This is a genomic window from Candidatus Dadabacteria bacterium (assembly GCA_009840385.1).
Lineage (GTDB): Bacteria > Desulfobacterota_D > UBA1144 > Nemesobacterales > Nemesobacteraceae > Nemesobacter > Nemesobacter australis.
Map to the genome: position 1 here is coordinate 117,441 of VXNX01000005.1, position 15,295 is coordinate 132,735.

21 protein-coding genes and 1 tRNA gene are annotated in these 15,295 nt (G+C 50.8%); 14 read left to right on the forward strand and 8 right to left on the reverse strand.

Annotated elements, in window-relative coordinates:
• Positions 1-3: 3 nt before the first annotated feature.
• A complete protein-coding gene (locus F4X55_02045) occupies positions 4-585 on the forward strand; it encodes a DNA-3-methyladenine glycosylase I (GenBank protein ID MYC39789.1) in 582 nt (193 codons plus the stop codon).
• Here the strand turns inward: F4X55_02045 and F4X55_02050 are convergent.
• Positions 565-1,185 (reverse strand): iron-containing redox enzyme family protein, encoded by a 621-nt coding sequence (locus F4X55_02050; GenBank protein MYC39790.1) that lies wholly within the window; start codon positions 1,183-1,185, stop codon positions 565-567. The two genes, F4X55_02045 and F4X55_02050, sit on opposite strands and share 21 nt — an antisense overlap.
• Positions 1,186-1,312: 127 nt before the next feature.
• On the opposite strand from F4X55_02050, the gene F4X55_02055 reads away from it, so the two are divergent.
• Positions 1,313-1,389: transfer RNA gene (locus F4X55_02055), tRNA-Arg, on the forward strand.
• Positions 1,390-1,589: 200 nt separating this feature from the next.
• Here F4X55_02055 and F4X55_02060 read toward each other — a convergent pair.
• The 7 genes from F4X55_02060 to F4X55_02090 form a co-directional block, all read right to left on the reverse strand.
• Positions 1,590-1,808, reverse strand: coding sequence for a hypothetical protein (locus F4X55_02060; GenBank protein ID MYC39791.1), 219 nt, complete (start codon positions 1,806-1,808; stop codon positions 1,590-1,592).
• On the reverse strand, positions 1,808-2,926 hold the full coding sequence (locus F4X55_02065; protein ID MYC39792.1) for a SidA/IucD/PvdA family monooxygenase: 1,119 nt from the start codon (positions 2,924-2,926) through the stop codon (positions 1,808-1,810). The genes F4X55_02060 and F4X55_02065 overlap by 1 nt, the downstream gene beginning before the upstream one ends.
• Before the next feature lie 160 nt (positions 2,927-3,086).
• Positions 3,087-3,848 (reverse strand): metal ABC transporter permease, encoded by a 762-nt coding sequence (locus F4X55_02070; GenBank protein ID MYC39793.1) that lies wholly within the window; start codon positions 3,846-3,848, stop codon positions 3,087-3,089.
• Positions 3,835-4,770 carry a zinc ABC transporter substrate-binding protein gene (locus tag F4X55_02075; GenBank protein ID MYC39794.1) on the reverse strand — a complete coding sequence of 312 codons (936 nt, stop codon included), beginning with the start codon at positions 4,768-4,770 and terminating at the stop codon, positions 3,835-3,837. The genes F4X55_02070 and F4X55_02075 overlap by 14 nt, the downstream gene beginning before the upstream one ends.
• A gap of 75 nt (positions 4,771-4,845) precedes the next feature.
• On the reverse strand, positions 4,846-5,109 hold the full coding sequence (locus F4X55_02080) for a hypothetical protein (GenBank protein MYC39795.1): 264 nt from the start codon (positions 5,107-5,109) through the stop codon (positions 4,846-4,848).
• Positions 5,110-5,369: 260 nt separating this feature from the next.
• Positions 5,370-6,842: a hypothetical protein gene (locus tag F4X55_02085; protein ID MYC39796.1), complete on the reverse strand. Its 1,473-nt coding sequence runs from the start codon at positions 6,840-6,842 to the stop codon at positions 5,370-5,372.
• 78 nt (positions 6,843-6,920) lie between these two features.
• The gene (locus F4X55_02090) at positions 6,921-7,154 is read right to left on the reverse strand and encodes a hypothetical protein (GenBank protein ID MYC39797.1); all 234 of its coding nucleotides are present in this window, start codon (positions 7,152-7,154) and stop codon (positions 6,921-6,923) included.
• A 267-nt stretch (positions 7,155-7,421) separates the two neighbouring features.
• On the opposite strand from F4X55_02090, the gene trpS reads away from it, so the two are divergent.
• From trpS to bioD, 12 genes are all read left to right on the forward strand, one after another.
• Positions 7,422-8,423 (forward strand): tryptophan--tRNA ligase, encoded by a 1,002-nt coding sequence (trpS, locus tag F4X55_02095; GenBank protein ID MYC39798.1) that lies wholly within the window; start codon positions 7,422-7,424, stop codon positions 8,421-8,423.
• 100 nt (positions 8,424-8,523) lie between these two features.
• Positions 8,524-9,723, forward strand: a complete 1,200-nt coding sequence (gene ribB, locus F4X55_02100) for a 3,4-dihydroxy-2-butanone-4-phosphate synthase (protein ID MYC39799.1) — start codon at positions 8,524-8,526, stop codon at positions 9,721-9,723.
• An 11-nt stretch (positions 9,724-9,734) separates the two neighbouring features.
• Positions 9,735-10,202 (forward strand): 6,7-dimethyl-8-ribityllumazine synthase, encoded by a 468-nt coding sequence (locus F4X55_02105; GenBank protein MYC39800.1) that lies wholly within the window; start codon positions 9,735-9,737, stop codon positions 10,200-10,202.
• A gap of 9 nt (positions 10,203-10,211) precedes the next feature.
• Positions 10,212-10,667: a transcription antitermination factor NusB gene (gene nusB, locus F4X55_02110; GenBank protein MYC39801.1), complete on the forward strand. Its 456-nt coding sequence runs from the start codon at positions 10,212-10,214 to the stop codon at positions 10,665-10,667.
• Positions 10,657-11,691 carry an anthranilate phosphoribosyltransferase gene (gene trpD, locus F4X55_02115; protein ID MYC39802.1) on the forward strand — a complete coding sequence of 345 codons (1,035 nt, stop codon included), beginning with the start codon at positions 10,657-10,659 and terminating at the stop codon, positions 11,689-11,691. Before nusB ends, trpD begins: the two co-directional genes overlap by 11 nt.
• A complete protein-coding gene (gene trpC / locus F4X55_02120; protein ID MYC39803.1) occupies positions 11,681-12,454 on the forward strand; it encodes an indole-3-glycerol phosphate synthase TrpC in 774 nt (257 codons plus the stop codon). The genes trpD and trpC overlap by 11 nt, the downstream gene beginning before the upstream one ends.
• A 17-nt stretch (positions 12,455-12,471) precedes the next feature.
• On the forward strand, positions 12,472-12,798 hold the full coding sequence (locus F4X55_02125; GenBank protein ID MYC39804.1) for a hypothetical protein: 327 nt from the start codon (positions 12,472-12,474) through the stop codon (positions 12,796-12,798).
• A 15-nt stretch (positions 12,799-12,813) separates the two neighbouring features.
• Positions 12,814-13,326 carry a thiol peroxidase gene (locus F4X55_02130; protein MYC39805.1) on the forward strand — a complete coding sequence of 171 codons (513 nt, stop codon included), beginning with the start codon at positions 12,814-12,816 and terminating at the stop codon, positions 13,324-13,326.
• 15 nt (positions 13,327-13,341) lie between these two features.
• Complete coding sequence (locus tag F4X55_02135) at positions 13,342-13,587, forward strand: hypothetical protein (protein MYC39806.1); 246 nt, start codon at positions 13,342-13,344, stop codon at positions 13,585-13,587.
• 37 nt (positions 13,588-13,624) lie between these two features.
• The gene (locus F4X55_02140) at positions 13,625-13,948 is read left to right on the forward strand and encodes a DUF59 domain-containing protein (GenBank protein MYC39807.1); all 324 of its coding nucleotides are present in this window, start codon (positions 13,625-13,627) and stop codon (positions 13,946-13,948) included.
• A 42-nt stretch (positions 13,949-13,990) separates the two neighbouring features.
• Positions 13,991-14,449: a peroxiredoxin gene (locus F4X55_02145; protein ID MYC39808.1), complete on the forward strand. Its 459-nt coding sequence runs from the start codon at positions 13,991-13,993 to the stop codon at positions 14,447-14,449.
• Between the two features lie 20 nt (positions 14,450-14,469).
• On the forward strand, positions 14,470-15,225 hold the full coding sequence (gene bioD, locus F4X55_02150; protein MYC39809.1) for a dethiobiotin synthase: 756 nt from the start codon (positions 14,470-14,472) through the stop codon (positions 15,223-15,225).
• The last annotated feature ends 70 nt before the right edge of the window (positions 15,226-15,295 follow it).

Sequence of the window (15,295 nt, forward strand, 5' to 3'; positions counted from 1 at the left end):
AAGATGCAAAGATGTCCCTGGTGCGAGAAAACCGATCTTGAGAGAGCCTACCACGACACCGAATGGGGAGTGCCCGTTTTCTCCGACGAAAAGCAGTTTGAGTTTCTGGTCCTCGAATCCGCCCAGGCGGGCCTGAGCTGGCTTACTGTTCTTCGCAAGAGGGAGAACTACAGGCGTCTTTACGACGGCTTTGATCCTGAGAAAGTCGCCGGCTACGGAGAGAAAAAGATACAGGAGCTCATGTCGGACAGCGGAATAATACGCAACCGCAAGAAGATAGAGGCCTCGATAAACAACGCTGCGAGGTTCCTCGAGGTACGGGATGAGTTCGGAAGCTTCTCCGATTACCTTTGGGGGTTTACGGGTGGAGTTCCGGTTACGAACAGCTGGGAGGAACTCTCGGAAATACCCGCTTCTACGGAACTTTCAGTGGCGGTGAGTCGCGATCTAAAAAAACGTGGCTTTCGTTTCATGGGGCCCGTAATTGTCTACTCGCATCTTCAGGCGACAGGGGTGGTGAACGATCACCTGGTTTCGTGTTTTCGCTACGAAGAGATCTTGGGTTTAAGCAAGGGAATCGAATAACCGCATCAGGTAATCTCCGCTTTCCCTGCTGAACTGCACTATTTTCTCGATCTCTTCTTCACTAAGATTCTCTTCGACTCTTCTGACCGTTTTTTTTATCGCGAGGGAGTGCACAGGATCTTCCTTGGCGTGAACCTCTATGAAAGTTGAAGGGTCGGGAACCGTTTCTACTTCAGGGAAAATAAGCCCCGATACGTTTTCAAACAGATAGGAATGTCCGAGTATCGCAAGGGGAAACTGCTCGGCGGCGTTCTGAAGGAATTCGTCGTATTCCCTTACGATTTCCAGGCAGAAAGGATTGATCTCCTTCTCTCCGAGATCTTTTAGATCACGAAGGGCAATCTCGGCGTGTCCGAGTTCTCCCTGAGCGCAGGAATGAAACCTTTTGCTCAGGTAAGGATCCGAGTTCTTCGTGTTTATGCTTGCCATGTTGACCGCTCTTTGACTGAGATACTCAATGATGTAGAAAGTAAGCAGAAATCTCGCATAAGTCTTCCGGGTCAGGTTTCCGGAAACGAGATTCTTTATTTCCTCTTTGTCCTTTAGCCTGCGAAGATAGGTTTTGACTTCAGTGTCAAGAAACGATTCGAGTTTTTCCATTTTTTTCCGAAATAAAATTCAGAACGACTATTATAATATAGAAATCCGTATTGTTAATTGTCCCTGCTGTTTCCTGGGTTGACTGCACCACTCGGCTCAGGAACCATTAGGAAACATTGCTTTTCCCGCGCCCGTAGCCCAACTGGACAGAGCGCTTGACTACGGATCAAGAGGTTGGGGGTTCGAATCCCTCCGGGCGCGCCATTCTTCAATATTAGACGCATTTACGAATCTATCAAACGGTTTTTTCAAGGGGCGAGGTATAACAAAGGGTTAATCCCTTTAGCTCTAGGTTCGAAAATACAAAGTTCATCAACCGGCGTCTTTGTTCAAAAGTTCCAAGCTTAAAGGCATCGTATGCGCCAGAAGCCATTTTTGTTGACACCGGCCTTCTACCTCCACCGTCACGTGCTTTGGCTTATGACATAATTTTTGTTAGTAAAATAATTCATAATATTAGACACGGTCCACGCGGATGCAGCTGACAATTGCAGGCAATCACCCAGTTCAAATGATCCGTAAACAATAACGGAAGTGAACCAAGACAAACTGGCAATCAATTGGCATAACCATTGTATACTTATATTAGCCTTAACTTTTTTCTGAACTAATTCTTCTTGCATCAGCAAACACACTCCTCTCCGCAGCAGCTCAAATCATCTAGGTAGAGACCTTCATTACGATATGGCTCAAGCAGCGTTGTATCCATACCCAATCGTTTTCCAATTGCATTAGCGACAACACCAAACCTCTGCCGATACTTATAAATAAAACAAAAAATAAGATCATCATGACGAACTTGTGGACCAACGAGAAACAATCCAGGAGTTTTGGTTGATTCATCCTGCTCATTCAGCAAACAATAAGCTTTATTTTTTTCCCAATTAAACAAGTCTTTAATGACGACCAAACTACTTTTAAATCCTGTTGCCAAAATGGGTGGTGTGGCACTTTGATAAGGCAATGATTTGCCTCTGACGTAAATCAAATACTTGCCCTGCTCCAACCTTATCTCCCTAACCATGGATTTACCAACAAGCTCAATCCTATTATAAGTCATTTCTTGCTTCAGCCTCTCCAACGTAAAAGGCGATAAGTTTTCACTTGGGTCAGTTGTTTTTTTACTCCAACGCGCATCGCGGTCTAATACACGAACCTTTTTGCCCAATCGACTTAAATGGATAGCTGCGTCAATGCCACTCTCATAACCGCCGATAATATAAATTTCATCGCCTTTAACGTGTTCCCAGCTTTTCACTCGGCTGTTATGCAGACACAATTCAGCACCTGGAATAGAATTTGTATTCGGGTATTGAAATTCTCCGGCCGCCCAAATCAAAAAGCGAGACTCTATCGGCTTTCCTTCAGTAATGTGAACCTTAAAAGAACCTTCAGAATAAAGCACCTTCTCCACATTTGCATGTTCAATAACCGGCAAATCAAAATATTCTGATACAGCTCTTAAATACAGCGCATACTCCTTGCCGGTAGGGTGTTCCTTTCGAAGCATATATGCTGGCGAGGTTCCGGATATAACCGCATTAAGGTCAAGATGACCATAAAAATTAGTTGTAAATGAGGGGGTTAAGAGTTGCATTTCCTTCGGCCATTTGTCGAAAGTCGCGCCGACTTCTTCTCTCTCAAGAACAGTCATTCGCTTTATACCCAAGTCCTTAAGCATAGCAGCAACCCCTATCCCCGCCGGACCGGCTCCAACAACAACAACATCAAATTGTCTCATCTCTCTAACCTCCTAACGTTTCATATTGAAAGGATTTACTTAACGACAACTGTTTCATTGAAACATTCCTGATATAGAGCATTGATCGATACGCAGCTTTTAACGGTAACATTGAGTTGGTCCGCAAATTCCTTGCTAGGGCGCGCATAATAAACTCTTCTTAAGTTTTCTGACCCCAGTTCGCTATCCGAACCCCTCGTATAATCAGGGCCGTTGCGGTATATGACAGGATGATGATCGGTCCGGCGGGCATATCAAGCGCTACGGCGAAGGCAATACCGGACAGAACCCCCGCCACTCCGCAGAGCCATGCAATAGGGTATGGCCGTTTGACTTGTACCGCGGCCAAAGCCGGGAGTATAAGGCTTGCGAAGACTACGTAAACGCCGACCAGTTGAACCGATGAAGTGATGGCGAGAGCGAAGATCAGATAAAACCCCATGTTGTTTCGCACCTCCGGTTTGGAAAACCAGGCCAGCAGTATCAACGCGTAAATGGGCGCGTGTTTCGCTACATCTGTCCATGTCACAAACAGCATCTGTCCCGAAAGCAGGTGCTTTACCTCCTCTCCGCCGTGGGGATGATCGGCCAGCAACAGAAGCGCCAGCGATGCGGCAAGCACGAAAGTGCACCCTATGATTGCCTCCTGTCGCTCTGGCATTGCAGTTTCCACCTTGCGGAAAAACAGCCCTGCTGCGACCGCGCAACCAAGCGCTATGAACTGGATCAGCCACGGAGACGGATCATGGATAAACATGTTGCCGACCACAAGCCCGAGGCCCGCAATCTGCGCCACCGCAAGATCAATAAAGATGATGCCGCGGCGGAGCACTTCAATGCCCAGGGGAGCGTGGGTGAGCGCAATCATGAGGCCGGCAGCCATTGCCGGCCCGATGATTTCCAGAAGTTCACCTGTTAACATGATATGTTTCTTTCAACAAAGCTATAGTCCTGTCAAACAGTGCAAACAGATCGCCGCTCTGTTCGTCGCCGCCAACGGTGTAAGGAAGCACGATTGCCCTTGTCCCGGTTTTTTCCGACAACCATTCACTCGCGTCATCCGGATCGTAAGGAGTACGGATAATCACGTCCGCCGGGCTGCTTCTTAACTCTCGCAGCAGATTCTTCAGGTGAGAAGTTGTCGGCGGAATGCCGGGTTTTGGTTCAAGTGTTCCCACTCGTTTCATTCCAAGCCAGTCAATCAGATAAGTAAACGATTGATGATGAACCACAACCGGTTTTCCTTTAAGCGCGGCAGCCTCGGATTCCCATCGGGAAATCGCAGCGCGAAAACGCGACGAAAAATCCCGGTAGCTATCCTTATAAAAAGAGGCGTTTTCAGAATCTATCCTCGAAAGGCGGTCGGCGAGAGCCTCACCCACCGTCATCAGGTTGTACGGATTCAGGTGCACGTGGGGATTGCCTTCCGGATGTATATCTCCCATGCTGCGGTCGACCACAACCGGGACTTCAAGCATGGTGACCAGGTCTGCCGCCATAAGGTGACCGATTGAGCCGGGTTGCAGGTCTGAGCTTGCCTTCCGAACCAGAATCGGAAGCCAGCCTACCTCAAGACTTGCACCCGAGCAGAGCAGCAAGTCGGCTTTGCGCGCTTTGGATATCAGGCTAGGGCGCGCCCTTATATAGTGTGGATTCTGCACGGCCGAGGTAGCCGAAAACGCTTCCACCTTGTCACCGCCGATTTCTTGGGCCAGCGCCGCCCATTCCGGTTCGCAGGCAAATACTTTTACCTTCTCTTGATCAGAAGCGGCGAAAGCGGGGATGTGAGAAAACGGCAAAACGGCAAAAAACGCGGTTATGACCGCGAAACGTAATATATTCATTTTTCCTCCTTAAGTTTGAAAAGAAAACTCCACTGCCCGCACGTATGCGCGGGGAATAAAAAATCTGTTTACAGCTTAGGAGGAAAGGGGAGGTCCGCGAGTAATTCCCGCTTCGCAAGTGTCCCGAACGACGATAACGTCACCGAACGGCTGCGGGACGTGCTGTGCGCGGTGAAGAACACGGACTTCACTCGTGGCGCCGGGATCTGTATAGTCCTGATACTTGGCGTTCAGGCATATCTCGCATTCAGTTCCCTCATGCTTGTGCTCCCGGGAACCGCACTCGGCTGCATGGGCAAAGGAGAGCATCTGCGCTCCCAGAAAGGCGATTGTAAGCAATAAGGAAAATGTTCTGCTCATCTGCATAGTTAAATGAGAAATATTATCATTTAGAGCCTACCATACGAGAAAGTACAGTGTCAATATGTTGCACTTGGGGACGTTAGTTCCTCCGATTTCTTGGGCCGGTGCCGTCCATTTCGGCTTGCAGGCAAATACTTTTACCTTTGCGAAGGAATATGCCGGGGCCACGGAAAGCAGCCCCGGCAGGAGGATGGAAAGGAGAGAGAGTCGGTTAACGCTTCATCTTAAGGTTGCTCTTAGTATTTATGCGCGGCGTGGGCACCTATGCTCATTATGTACTGGAGCAGGAACTGGTTGTCGCTTAGGTCCTCTCCCAGTTTTTCGTGATTGTACTGAAGGCGTATGCGGGAGAACTCGCTGTTTGACCAGTCTCCCATGACCGCTACCGCGTAAGGATCGTGATCTATCCCAGAATCCTCGGGAGAGTATATCTGGGAATAGCGGGCGCCGATTCTCCATTTCGGCGAGAACTTGAAAACCCCTTGCGCGTACCATCCGTGGCTTCCTCCGTCGAGGTGCTCTTCGTGGACCTCGCCTCCTTCCTCAAGAGTGTAGACGCCTTCTTCGTCACGCCAGAAATACTCACCCTGGAGAAGCACCTCTTTCTGGTGGTTATTTCCAGTGGGGGCCCAAACGTAGCGAAAATCAACCGCGTAAAGCCTCGTGTCACCCGTGAACATGCCGGCGGCGAAGAACTCCCCGAGATTCTCCCCGTGTTCGTCTTCGTGTTCGTGTTCATGCTCGTCTTCGTGCTCATGTTCGTCTTCGTGTGCATGCTCGTCTTCGTGCTCATGTTCGTCTTCGTGCGCATGCTCGTCTTCGTGTCCATGTCCGCCGCCGCGACCGCTTGCCTCTCCGTCAAGCAGATAGCCCCCGATTCTCCAGGATGAATTCTCTCCTATGTCACCGCCTACCCGCAGGAAGGCGCTGAACGAGTTTATGTCGCTACCCTCAGCCCCTGCAAACGGGAAATCGTCTCCGCGGAAAATACCGCCTCCCGCCTCGACATAGAAGTCGGTCGGAAGCACGTATGAAATCTGCGCTCCGGTATCATTAAAGGCCTTGTCGAGAAACACCCTGTAAGGCAAGGGGCGATCGGCGAAATCGTCAGCGTGGGCGTGATGCTCGTTCATGTATCCCAGAGTCCAGAACGCGCGGCCCATTCTTATGGTCGCGCCCGTTGGAAGCCCGAAACCTGGAAGGGTCTCTACGTATGCTTCCTCAAGCTCGATCTCGACCCCGTCTCCATGGTCTGCAAGAGCCGTGGTTATATGGCCGTAGAATTTATGGTCAACACTTGTCGAAAAATTAAGTTCGGTTTCCCCAAGAGATATTCCTTCCGCCCCACGTTCCCCCTCGTGTCCCAGGACGAACCCGGGAATTTCGCCCTCATCCGAAGAAAAGGCGGCGAATCGTCCGCCCAGTATCGCTCCGATTGAAGGGTTGAGGCTCCTGTCGTAAATGGCTCTGCCTGGGTAGACGCTATCCTTGCTCTTTGAGTAAGTCGTTTTGGCCTGAGATGCTTCGGTTTCCATCTCGGCGAGCTTTTCTTCCATCTTTAAAATCCGGTTCTCATATTCCGATCTCATCTCTTGTATCTCCTTCTTTAAGGCTTCTACCTCCTGGTCGGAAGCGGCGAAAGCGGGGACATGAGAAAACGGCAGAACGGCAAAAAACGCGGTTATGACCGCTAAACGTAATGTATTCATTTTTTCCTCCTTGAATTAAAAAAAACGCTGCTCCCCGCTTATATGCGCGGGAAACCCTAAAAAAACCTCTTTACTTCTTTAGGAGGATAGGGGAGGTCCGCGGGTGATTCCCGCGTCATAAGTGTCCCAAACGATGATAACGCCAATGGGTGGCTGCGGGACGTACTGTGCGTGGCGAATAAGACAAACCCCGCTTGTGACGCCGGAACTTGCGCAGTCCTGATATTTGGCGCTCAGGCAGATCTCGCAGGCAGTTCCCTCATGCTCGTGTTCCAATGAACCGTACTCGGCCGCATGGGCAAAGTAGAGCATCTGTGCTCCCAGAAAGGCGATTGTCAGTAATAAGGAAAGTGCCTTGGTCATCCGCGTTGTTAAATGAGAAAGATTCTCATCTAGTATGCCATAAGGGAAAGTATCGTGTCAATATGTATGTAAGTGAAGTTGTGAAGTTTTCGGTTTCGTCACGGCGGAATTTTATTTTTCTACCGGAATCCGGGAAAAGCCTAGGCTGATGGGCTAGTTGAGTATCCTTGCTGTTTGAGTAACATTACCGCCACACATCGATTTTCGGAGGCTAAATTGAGTTCAAGACCTATTCTGGTTACAGGGGACCGACCGACAGGAAAGCTTCATCTGGGCCATTTGGTAGGTTCGCTTCAAAACCGCATCAGGTTCCAGAGCGAATACGAATGTTTCTTTCTGGTCGCCAACCTCCACATGCTGACCACGCATTACGACAGGGCCGTTGAGGTAGAGGAAAACACGATCGAGATGGTGTGTGACTGGCTTTCGGTGGGAATGGACCCTGAGTGCTCGGTTTTCTACGTGCAGTCTCAGGTGCCTCAGATAACTGAACTCTCAACCATACTCTCGATGCTTTGTCCCCTGCCGAGGCTCCAGAGAATCCCCACCCTGAAGGAGAAAATTCAGGATATGGGGGTGGGGGACAACTATTCGGCCGGACTTTTGGGATACCCTGTGCTAATGGCGGCTGACATACTGATGTTCCGGGCGACCAAGGTTCCCGTGGGCGAGGACCAGTTGAGCCACGTTGAACTCACGAGGGAGCTTGCCAGGAGGTTTAATTTTCTCTACGGCGACTACTTCGGGGAACCTGAACCGCTTATAAGCGAAGCGTCGCGCCTCGTGGGCACTGACGGAAACAGGAAGATGAGCAAGAGTCTTAACAACTGCATATACCTTAGCGACAGCGAGAAGGAAGTCGAGCAAAAGGTAAGAAGTATGTATACGGACCCGAAGAGAATAAGAGCCGATATACCGGGTACGGTGGAAGGCAACCCGGTTTTTATCTACCACGATCTTTTTAACGACGATGCCGCGGAGGTCGAGGACCTCAAGGACCGCTACAGGACCGGAAACGTCGGGGACGTAGAGGTGAAGAAGAAACTCGCCCGCGCCATAAATCTTCTCCTTGAACCCATCAGGGAAAAAAGGGCGCAGTACGAAAAAAGAACGGACGAGGTTAGGGACATACTCCGCGAGGGGACTCTCAGGGCAAAACGGATAGCGGAAGAGAACATGGAGGAGATAAAGGAGAGGGTGGGTCTTTTCCGTACGTAGGGGTCGAGTGTTTGTTGACAGAAACGCCATCTATTCTATATCCTGCTTAAAGAAACTGTTTGTATTTATGACGTTTTTAGCTATGGAAGGAATATGAGAAATGAACTCAATTGAAGAAATTATTGAGGACGTAAAACAGGGCAAAATCGTAATACTGGTCGATGACGAAGACAGGGAAAACGAGGGAGATTTCGTAATACCCGCGGAGAACGCTACCGCGGAAGCTATTAACTTCATGGCCACTCACGGCCGTGGTCTGATCTGTCTCTCCCTTACCCAGGAAGACGCTGACCGCCTGGCGCTTCAGCCTATAAAGCCCGAGTACAACGAAGCTCCCGAACACACGGCCTTTACCGTTCCCATAGATGCGAAAAAAGGGGTTACAACCGGCATATCGACCCATGACAGGGCCTCGACGATAAGGCAAGCGATATCCGAAGATTCGAGACCCGAGGATTTCGTGCGTCCCGGACATATCTTTCCGCTGATAGCGAAAAAGGGCGGAGTGCTTGTACGCGCCGGCCATACCGAGGCCTCGGTTGACATATCGCGGCTAGCGGGTTTTCACCCCGCGTCGGTTATCTGCGAGATAATGAAGGAGAACGGTGACATGGCGCGCCTTGAGGACCTCATGACTTTCTCGGAAAAGTACGGAATAAAGATCGCCACTATCGCCGATCTCATAAGGTACAGAATAGGCAAAGAGAGTTTCGTTCGCAGGGTGGCCGAGGCGGAAGTGCCCACCGAGTACGGGGTTTTTCGAACCATCGCTTTTGAAAACGAAATAGATGGCCTCCAACACATGGCTTTTGTCAAGGGGGAGCTCAGTTCCGAGGATGACACGCTTGTGAGGGTACACTCCGACTGCGCCATAAGCGATATTTTCGGTTCGCTTTACTGCCACAGCAGGGCGAAACTTACCGAGTCCCTTAAGATGATAGAGGCAAACGGTTCCGGGGTTCTTGTCTACATAAACCAGGAGTCAAGCAACGGGGGATTCGCGAAGAAGATAACGCGCTATTCGGACGGAAAAATAGGGGAGGCGCCTGCGCTGGTTCCTGAAAGGCAGGAGCTCAAGGCGGAGCTCAGGCATTACGGAGTCGGAGCGCAGATACTCAGGGATCTCGGAGTGCGCGACATAAGGCTTCTCACGAACAACCCTGTAAGGGTGAAGGGACTTGAAGGGTTCGGACTCAGGATAGTTGGAAGCGTTCCCGTGGACATCTCGGATTACAGGGAAAAAGAAGCCGCCATAGGAAAAAGCTCGGATTACGGTAATATTCTTTCCATATCGAAATAAGAGGGGAGCAGATGCCTGAAACAATAGAAGGAAAACTGAGCGCCGGGAAATTTCGCTTCGCCATCGTGTCAAGCAGGGTTAACAGCTTCGTTACGAACCCGATGACGGAAGGAGCGATCGACACCCTCGTTCGTCACGGCGCGAGCGACAGGTCAATAGACGTAATAAAGGTGCCAGGCTCTTTCGAGGTGCCCCTGGCGGTGAAGAAAGCGGCCCTGTCCGGAAAATACGACGCTGTCGTGGCGATCGGAGCCATAATAAGAGGACAGACTTCCCATTTTGATTTTCTCGCTTCGCAGGTGACAAAGGATTTATCCGCGGTGGCTCTCGAGACCGGAGTGCCCGTCTGCTCCGGCATAATAACCACGGAAACGACCGAGCAGGCCATTGAGAGGGCAGGGGTCAAGGCCGGGAACAGAGGGAGCGAGGCCGCACTTAGCGCGCTTGAGATGGTCAATCTCGTAAAAGCGCTTTCCTAGATTTTCCAAATGGGGAAGAGAAGGCTATCAAGAAAAACCGCCCTTCAGTTTCTCTATCAGTTTGACTCGGCGTCCGGCGAAGTTTCCCCCAAGACGTCTGACCTGCGCTCCGATTTCGAATCATTCTGTTCATTTCATCACGAAACGGCGGACGGTGAAATACTCGAATTCGCGTTTGCGCTCTGCCGGGGGGTTTTTGAGAATCTTGGTACCATAGACGACATCGTTAACAGGTGCTCTGAGCACTGGAAGGTATCGAGAATGTCCATGATAGACAGAAACATTCTGCGCCTCTCGGTTTACGAGATGGTCTTCTTGAGCGACATACCTCTGCCTGTTACTATAAACGAGGCGATTGAAGTGGCCAAAGAGTTCGGATCGGAAACCTCCGCAGCGTTTATAAACGGTATTCTCGATAAGATCGGAAAAGGTATGGAAGAAGGCGAGTTAAGCGATGATAAGTGAAGTAATTTCAAAGCTTGTGGAAGGTGAAGACCTCTCGGAAAAAGAGGTGACCGCGGTCTTTGATCTTATGATGGAAGGGGAACTTCCCGAGAGCCAGATGGCCGCCTTTCTTACGGCGCTTCGCATGAAGGGGGAAACCGTTTCCGAGATAACCGGCGTTGCCAAGGCCCTCCTGCAGAAGGCAGAAAAGATAGACTGTGACCGGGAAACCGCCGTGGATCTCTGCGGAACCGGCGGAGACGGAAGCGGGACGTTTAATGTATCCACGACCGCGGCCTTCATAGTCTCTGGTGCCGGAGCTACGGTCGCAAAACACGGCAACAGGTCGGTTTCAAGCCCGGTTGGAAGCGCGGATGTGCTGGAAGCACTTGGTGTGAAGATAGGCATCTCCCCGGCTTCAGCTCAGAATTGTCTCTCAGAAGCCGGAATAGCATTTCTTTTTGCTCCCGTCTATCACCCTGCCATGAGGAATGTCGCCAAGTGCAGAAAAGAGCTCGGAATAAGGACCGTTTTTAACCTGATAGGTCCCGTGGTGAACCCCGCGGGCGTTAGAAACCAGCTTATGGGGGTGTACTCACCGCACCTTCTCGTTCCTGTCGCCGAGGTGCTTAAGAACCTCGGTTCGCGAACCGTCATGGTGGTTCACGGTGAAGGTTGTCTGGACGAAATAACCGTCACCGGAAGCACGAAGGTGGCCGAACTTCGCGACGGCGAGATCAGGGAGTACGATCTGCGGCCCGAAGACTTCGCTATGAAAACCCGTTCCCCCGAAGAACTCGGGGGCGGCAGCAACGCGGACGAGAATGCCGAGATAACTCTTTCGGTGCTTAGGGGAGAGGAGAACGGCGCGAAAACGGACGCAAGTCTCATAAATGCGATGGCGGCCATATACGTTTCGGGCAAAGTGGCTAGTCTCGCGGAAGCGCTTCTGCTTGCAGAAGAATCTCTTTCAAGCGGGGCCGCGCTCGGAAAGCTTGAGATGCTCGTTGAAATTACTAACCGGAACCAGCCGAATGATTCTTGACGATATAGTTGCGTACAAAAAACAAGAGCTTGAAGAAGCGAAAAAAAAACTTCCCCTCAGAGAACTTGCCTCAACTGCTGTGGAGACCCCCCCGGCCATTGATTTTCTGGACCTTCACGCAAAGACTCCGGGGGTGAAGATAATATCGGAAATAAAAAAGGCATCTCCTTCAAAAGGTGTTATAAGGGATGATTTCGACCATTTCTCTATTGCCCGGGAGTATGAAGCCTCGGGAGCTTTCGCGCTTTCGGTTCTTACCGACCGCAAGTTTTTCGGGGGCGATATTTCCTACCTCTCCGATATAAGGGCTCACTCCGAGCTTCCGATTCTGAGAAAGGACTTCACCATAGACTCCTACCAGGTTTATGAGGCAAGGCGCCACGGAGCTGATCTCGTGCTTTTAATAGTTGCCGTATTGGACCGCGGGGAAATAGAGGAATACCTTTCTCTTGCGCGTTCCCTCGGGATGAACTGCATCGTGGAGGTGCACGGCGAGGAGGAACTCGAAACCGCCCTGTTGGCGGGAAGCGAAATAATCGGCATAAACAACAGGGATCTTCGGACATTTGACGTTTCGCTTGACGTGTCAAAGAGACTTTCCGGCATGGTGCCCGAAGGGAAAATCCTAATAAGCGAAAGCGGCATATCCTCTGTTGAGGATATGGCAGGACTTATGGACTTCGGTATAGATACTTTTCTTATAGGAGAGACGTTTATGAAGGCGAAGAGCCCGGGGGAGGCACTTCGCGGGTTTCTTTGCTGATGGAGTCTTTTTGGAGTATGAATAAAGAAGGAAGAAAAAGACCTTGGCTGGCAGTTTTGCTGTCCCTTTTTTTTCCGGGACTGGGCCAGCTTTACAACGGACAGTTTGCTAAGGCCGTGTCGATATTCGCTCTCGTGATCATCGTTAACATGCTTTCCCGCGAGCCGCTTGAGATTTTCCTTCAGTTTGCGGACGCAGGGGCGCTTGGCGATGTTCCCCGCGATACCCTTACTCTGGTTGCGGGGTATTCTCTTGCGACGCTTTTTATCGCGGGGATTTCAATTTACGACGCGAACGTGACGGCCAAGAAAATAAATCTTGAAATTGAAGAAAAACGGTCATAAGGAGGAAAAAGGCAAATGGAAAGAGATGACGCTGTAAAAATGAAGGGCAATCCGATCACGCTTATCGGTCCCGAGCTCAAAAAGGGCGATAAAGCTCCCGATTTCAGGTGCATGGAGGCTTTTGGGAGCGAGGTAGATCTTGGGAGCTTTGGTGACGACGTAAAGGTTTTCAACGTCGTGGTTTCAGTGGACACTCCGGTCTGCGATGTTCAGATAAAGAGGTTCAACGAGGAAGCCGCGGGGCTTTCGGACTCGGTACAGATAATAACGGTGAGCATGGATCTTCCGTTTGCGCAGAGCCGCTACTGCGCGGCCGCCGGAGTGGAGAGGGTAAGAACAGCATCTGATTACCAGTACGCTTCTTTCGGCGAGGCCTACGGGGTGCTTATAAAGGAAAACCGTCTTCTTGCTCGCTCGATTTTTGTTGTGGGTCCCGATAACACGCTTGCTCATGTTGAATACGTAGGCGATATAGTGAACGAGCCCGATTACGAGGCGGCGCTTGCGGCAATAAGATCAATAGGATAGGGGAGAGAACCGATCATGGAGCTTCTTGGACTGGCCATTGCGTTTATAGTAGCTTTCTGGGTCTACTCGGACGCGAAAAACAGGGGCAAGACCACTGGGAGGGCGTTTTTGTGGTTCCTCGGCGTGTTCTTCATCCTGATACTGTTTTTGCCGCTCTGGTTCATTACTAGGCCCAAGGTAAAGCTTTGTCCTCACTGCGGCGAATACTACGAATATGGAGCATCGGATATCTTCTGTCCCAGATGCGGTGTTGAGTTGTAGGTCGGGGAATGATATTTTTACTTTAAGGTGTACTTTGATGAGCGAGGCAACTGAGAGACCCGAAGTCAGCGAAGGTGACGTGATGGAGGTGCTCGGCGACATATACGATCCCGAGATACCGATAGATATAGTTAATCTGGGCCTTGTCTACCGGGTTGCCGTAGAAGGTTCCCATGTGGATATCGATATGACGATGACATCTCCTGGATGTCCCGCCGCAACACAGATAGTTGCCGAGGCCAAGTACCTTGTCGAAGAGCTTGACGGAGTTTCCGAGGTGAACATAGAGATCGTGTGGGACCCTCCCTGGGATCCGGGGAAGATGAGCGAAGCGGCAAAGGAAAGTCTGGGGATGTTCTGATCCGCGCTACTGTGCTGGCTGGCACGATCAAGGAGGTTGGAAATGGGAAAAGATCTTGAGATAGGGAGCCATGCCCCCGATTTTGAAGCCGAGACCTACGGAGCTGAGAAGATAAAACTGAGCGACTTCTATTCAAAAGGGACCGTGGCGCTTTACTTTTACCCCAGGGACAACACTTCAGGCTGTACGAAGGAAGCCTGTTCGCTTCGCGACGCGGAGGAGGAGCTTGCGTCCCTTGGAGTGCAGGTCCTGGGGGTAAGCACAGACGGGGTGAAGTCCCATGAGAACTTCAGAGACAAGTTTTCGCTTAATTTCCCTCTGCTTAGCGACAAAAGCAGGGAGATAGTGGATCTCTACGGGGCAAGAAGCAAGTTCGGTTCCGCCCGCAGATTCACCTTCCTTATTGAAAAAGGAGGCAGGATAGCCCATATCTGGAAAAAGGTGAAAACCTCGTCTCACGCCGAAGAGATAGCCGAGAAGGTAAAAGAGCTGGGTTTGTAGTTTTCCCGCCGCTAATTTTGATGAAAGATCTTCCCAAAGCCGTTTTCATCACCGGCACCGACACGGGAGTGGGTAAAACCGCGGTTACCGCGGCACTTGCGGTCCTCCTCCGGGGAAAAGGCCTTCTGACCGGGGTAATAAAGCCGTTTCAGACGGGAACGGAACTTGACGGTCTGAGTGACGCTGAATTCATCTACGGATTTTTAGGGGAGGACTTTGTGCTGTCAGAGGTTTCTCCCTGTCGACTGCGAACTCCTCTTTCCCCCTACCGCGCAGCCTCGATTGAAGGGGTTGAGATTCCCCTCGAGGATATAATAGAACATACGCGGGATTACATATCGCAAAACGACGTGACCCTTATTGAAGGCGCCGGAGGTCTCTCCGTGCCCGTTACCGAAAGCTACATGATGGCTGATCTTGCTGTTGATCTTGATGCTCCGATGGTTATAGTCGCGCGTCCGGGGCTTGGCACCCTTAACCATATAGCTCTTTCGCTTGAGTACGCGAGGCAGAAAGACGCCCGTGTGCTAGGGGTCGTGATAAACGGTTTTCCAGAACCTGCGGATGTGGCTTCTGTGACCAACCCGGCCGTTTTGAGGGATGTTTTTTCAGTGAACATACTGGGGGTTTTGCCCCATTTTCCGGGGCTTAATGTTGAGGGCGGTTCCTTTTCCGAACTCAGCGAGGCAGGGGAGAGCTGTTTTTCCCCGCTTTTCGGGGGAAATTTCTCGGCGGACGCCTTTTTGGAAGAGCTTTCTCGGAAAACGGGATGGTGATTTTTCCGGGCCGGAACTGCTCACTACAGACTTTTTTCCCTATGAATTTCGCGGTTTCTCCAATGCGACC

Coding starts and splice junctions, on each gene's coding strand:
- trpC (MYC39803.1), top strand. CDS start 11,681: ATGATTCTTGACGATATAGTTGCGTACAAAAAACAAGAGCTTGAAGAA.
- F4X55_02070 (MYC39793.1), bottom strand. CDS start 3,848: ATGTTAACAGGTGAACTTCTGGAAATCATCGGGCCGGCAATGGCTGCC.
- F4X55_02130 (MYC39805.1), top strand. CDS start 12,814: ATGGAAAGAGATGACGCTGTAAAAATGAAGGGCAATCCGATCACGCTT.
- bioD (MYC39809.1), top strand. CDS start 14,470: ATGAAAGATCTTCCCAAAGCCGTTTTCATCACCGGCACCGACACGGGA.
- F4X55_02045 (MYC39789.1), top strand. CDS start 4: ATGCAAAGATGTCCCTGGTGCGAGAAAACCGATCTTGAGAGAGCCTAC.
- F4X55_02060 (MYC39791.1), bottom strand. CDS start 1,808: ATGCAAGAAGAATTAGTTCAGAAAAAAGTTAAGGCTAATATAAGTATA.
- F4X55_02050 (MYC39790.1), bottom strand. CDS start 1,185: ATGGAAAAACTCGAATCGTTTCTTGACACTGAAGTCAAAACCTATCTT.
- nusB (MYC39801.1), top strand. CDS start 10,212: ATGGGGAAGAGAAGGCTATCAAGAAAAACCGCCCTTCAGTTTCTCTAT.
- trpD (MYC39802.1), top strand. CDS start 10,657: ATGATAAGTGAAGTAATTTCAAAGCTTGTGGAAGGTGAAGACCTCTCG.
- F4X55_02140 (MYC39807.1), top strand. CDS start 13,625: ATGAGCGAGGCAACTGAGAGACCCGAAGTCAGCGAAGGTGACGTGATG.
- F4X55_02075 (MYC39794.1), bottom strand. CDS start 4,770: ATGAATATATTACGTTTCGCGGTCATAACCGCGTTTTTTGCCGTTTTG.
- F4X55_02145 (MYC39808.1), top strand. CDS start 13,991: ATGGGAAAAGATCTTGAGATAGGGAGCCATGCCCCCGATTTTGAAGCC.
- ribB (MYC39799.1), top strand. CDS start 8,524: ATGAACTCAATTGAAGAAATTATTGAGGACGTAAAACAGGGCAAAATC.
- F4X55_02105 (MYC39800.1), top strand. CDS start 9,735: ATGCCTGAAACAATAGAAGGAAAACTGAGCGCCGGGAAATTTCGCTTC.
- F4X55_02085 (MYC39796.1), bottom strand. CDS start 6,842: ATGAATACATTACGTTTAGCGGTCATAACCGCGTTTTTTGCCGTTCTG.
- F4X55_02090 (MYC39797.1), bottom strand. CDS start 7,154: ATGCTCTACTTTGCCCATGCGGCCGAGTACGGTTCATTGGAACACGAG.
- F4X55_02135 (MYC39806.1), top strand. CDS start 13,342: ATGGAGCTTCTTGGACTGGCCATTGCGTTTATAGTAGCTTTCTGGGTC.
- F4X55_02065 (MYC39792.1), bottom strand. CDS start 2,926: ATGAGACAATTTGATGTTGTTGTTGTTGGAGCCGGTCCGGCGGGGATA.
- F4X55_02125 (MYC39804.1), top strand. CDS start 12,472: ATGAATAAAGAAGGAAGAAAAAGACCTTGGCTGGCAGTTTTGCTGTCC.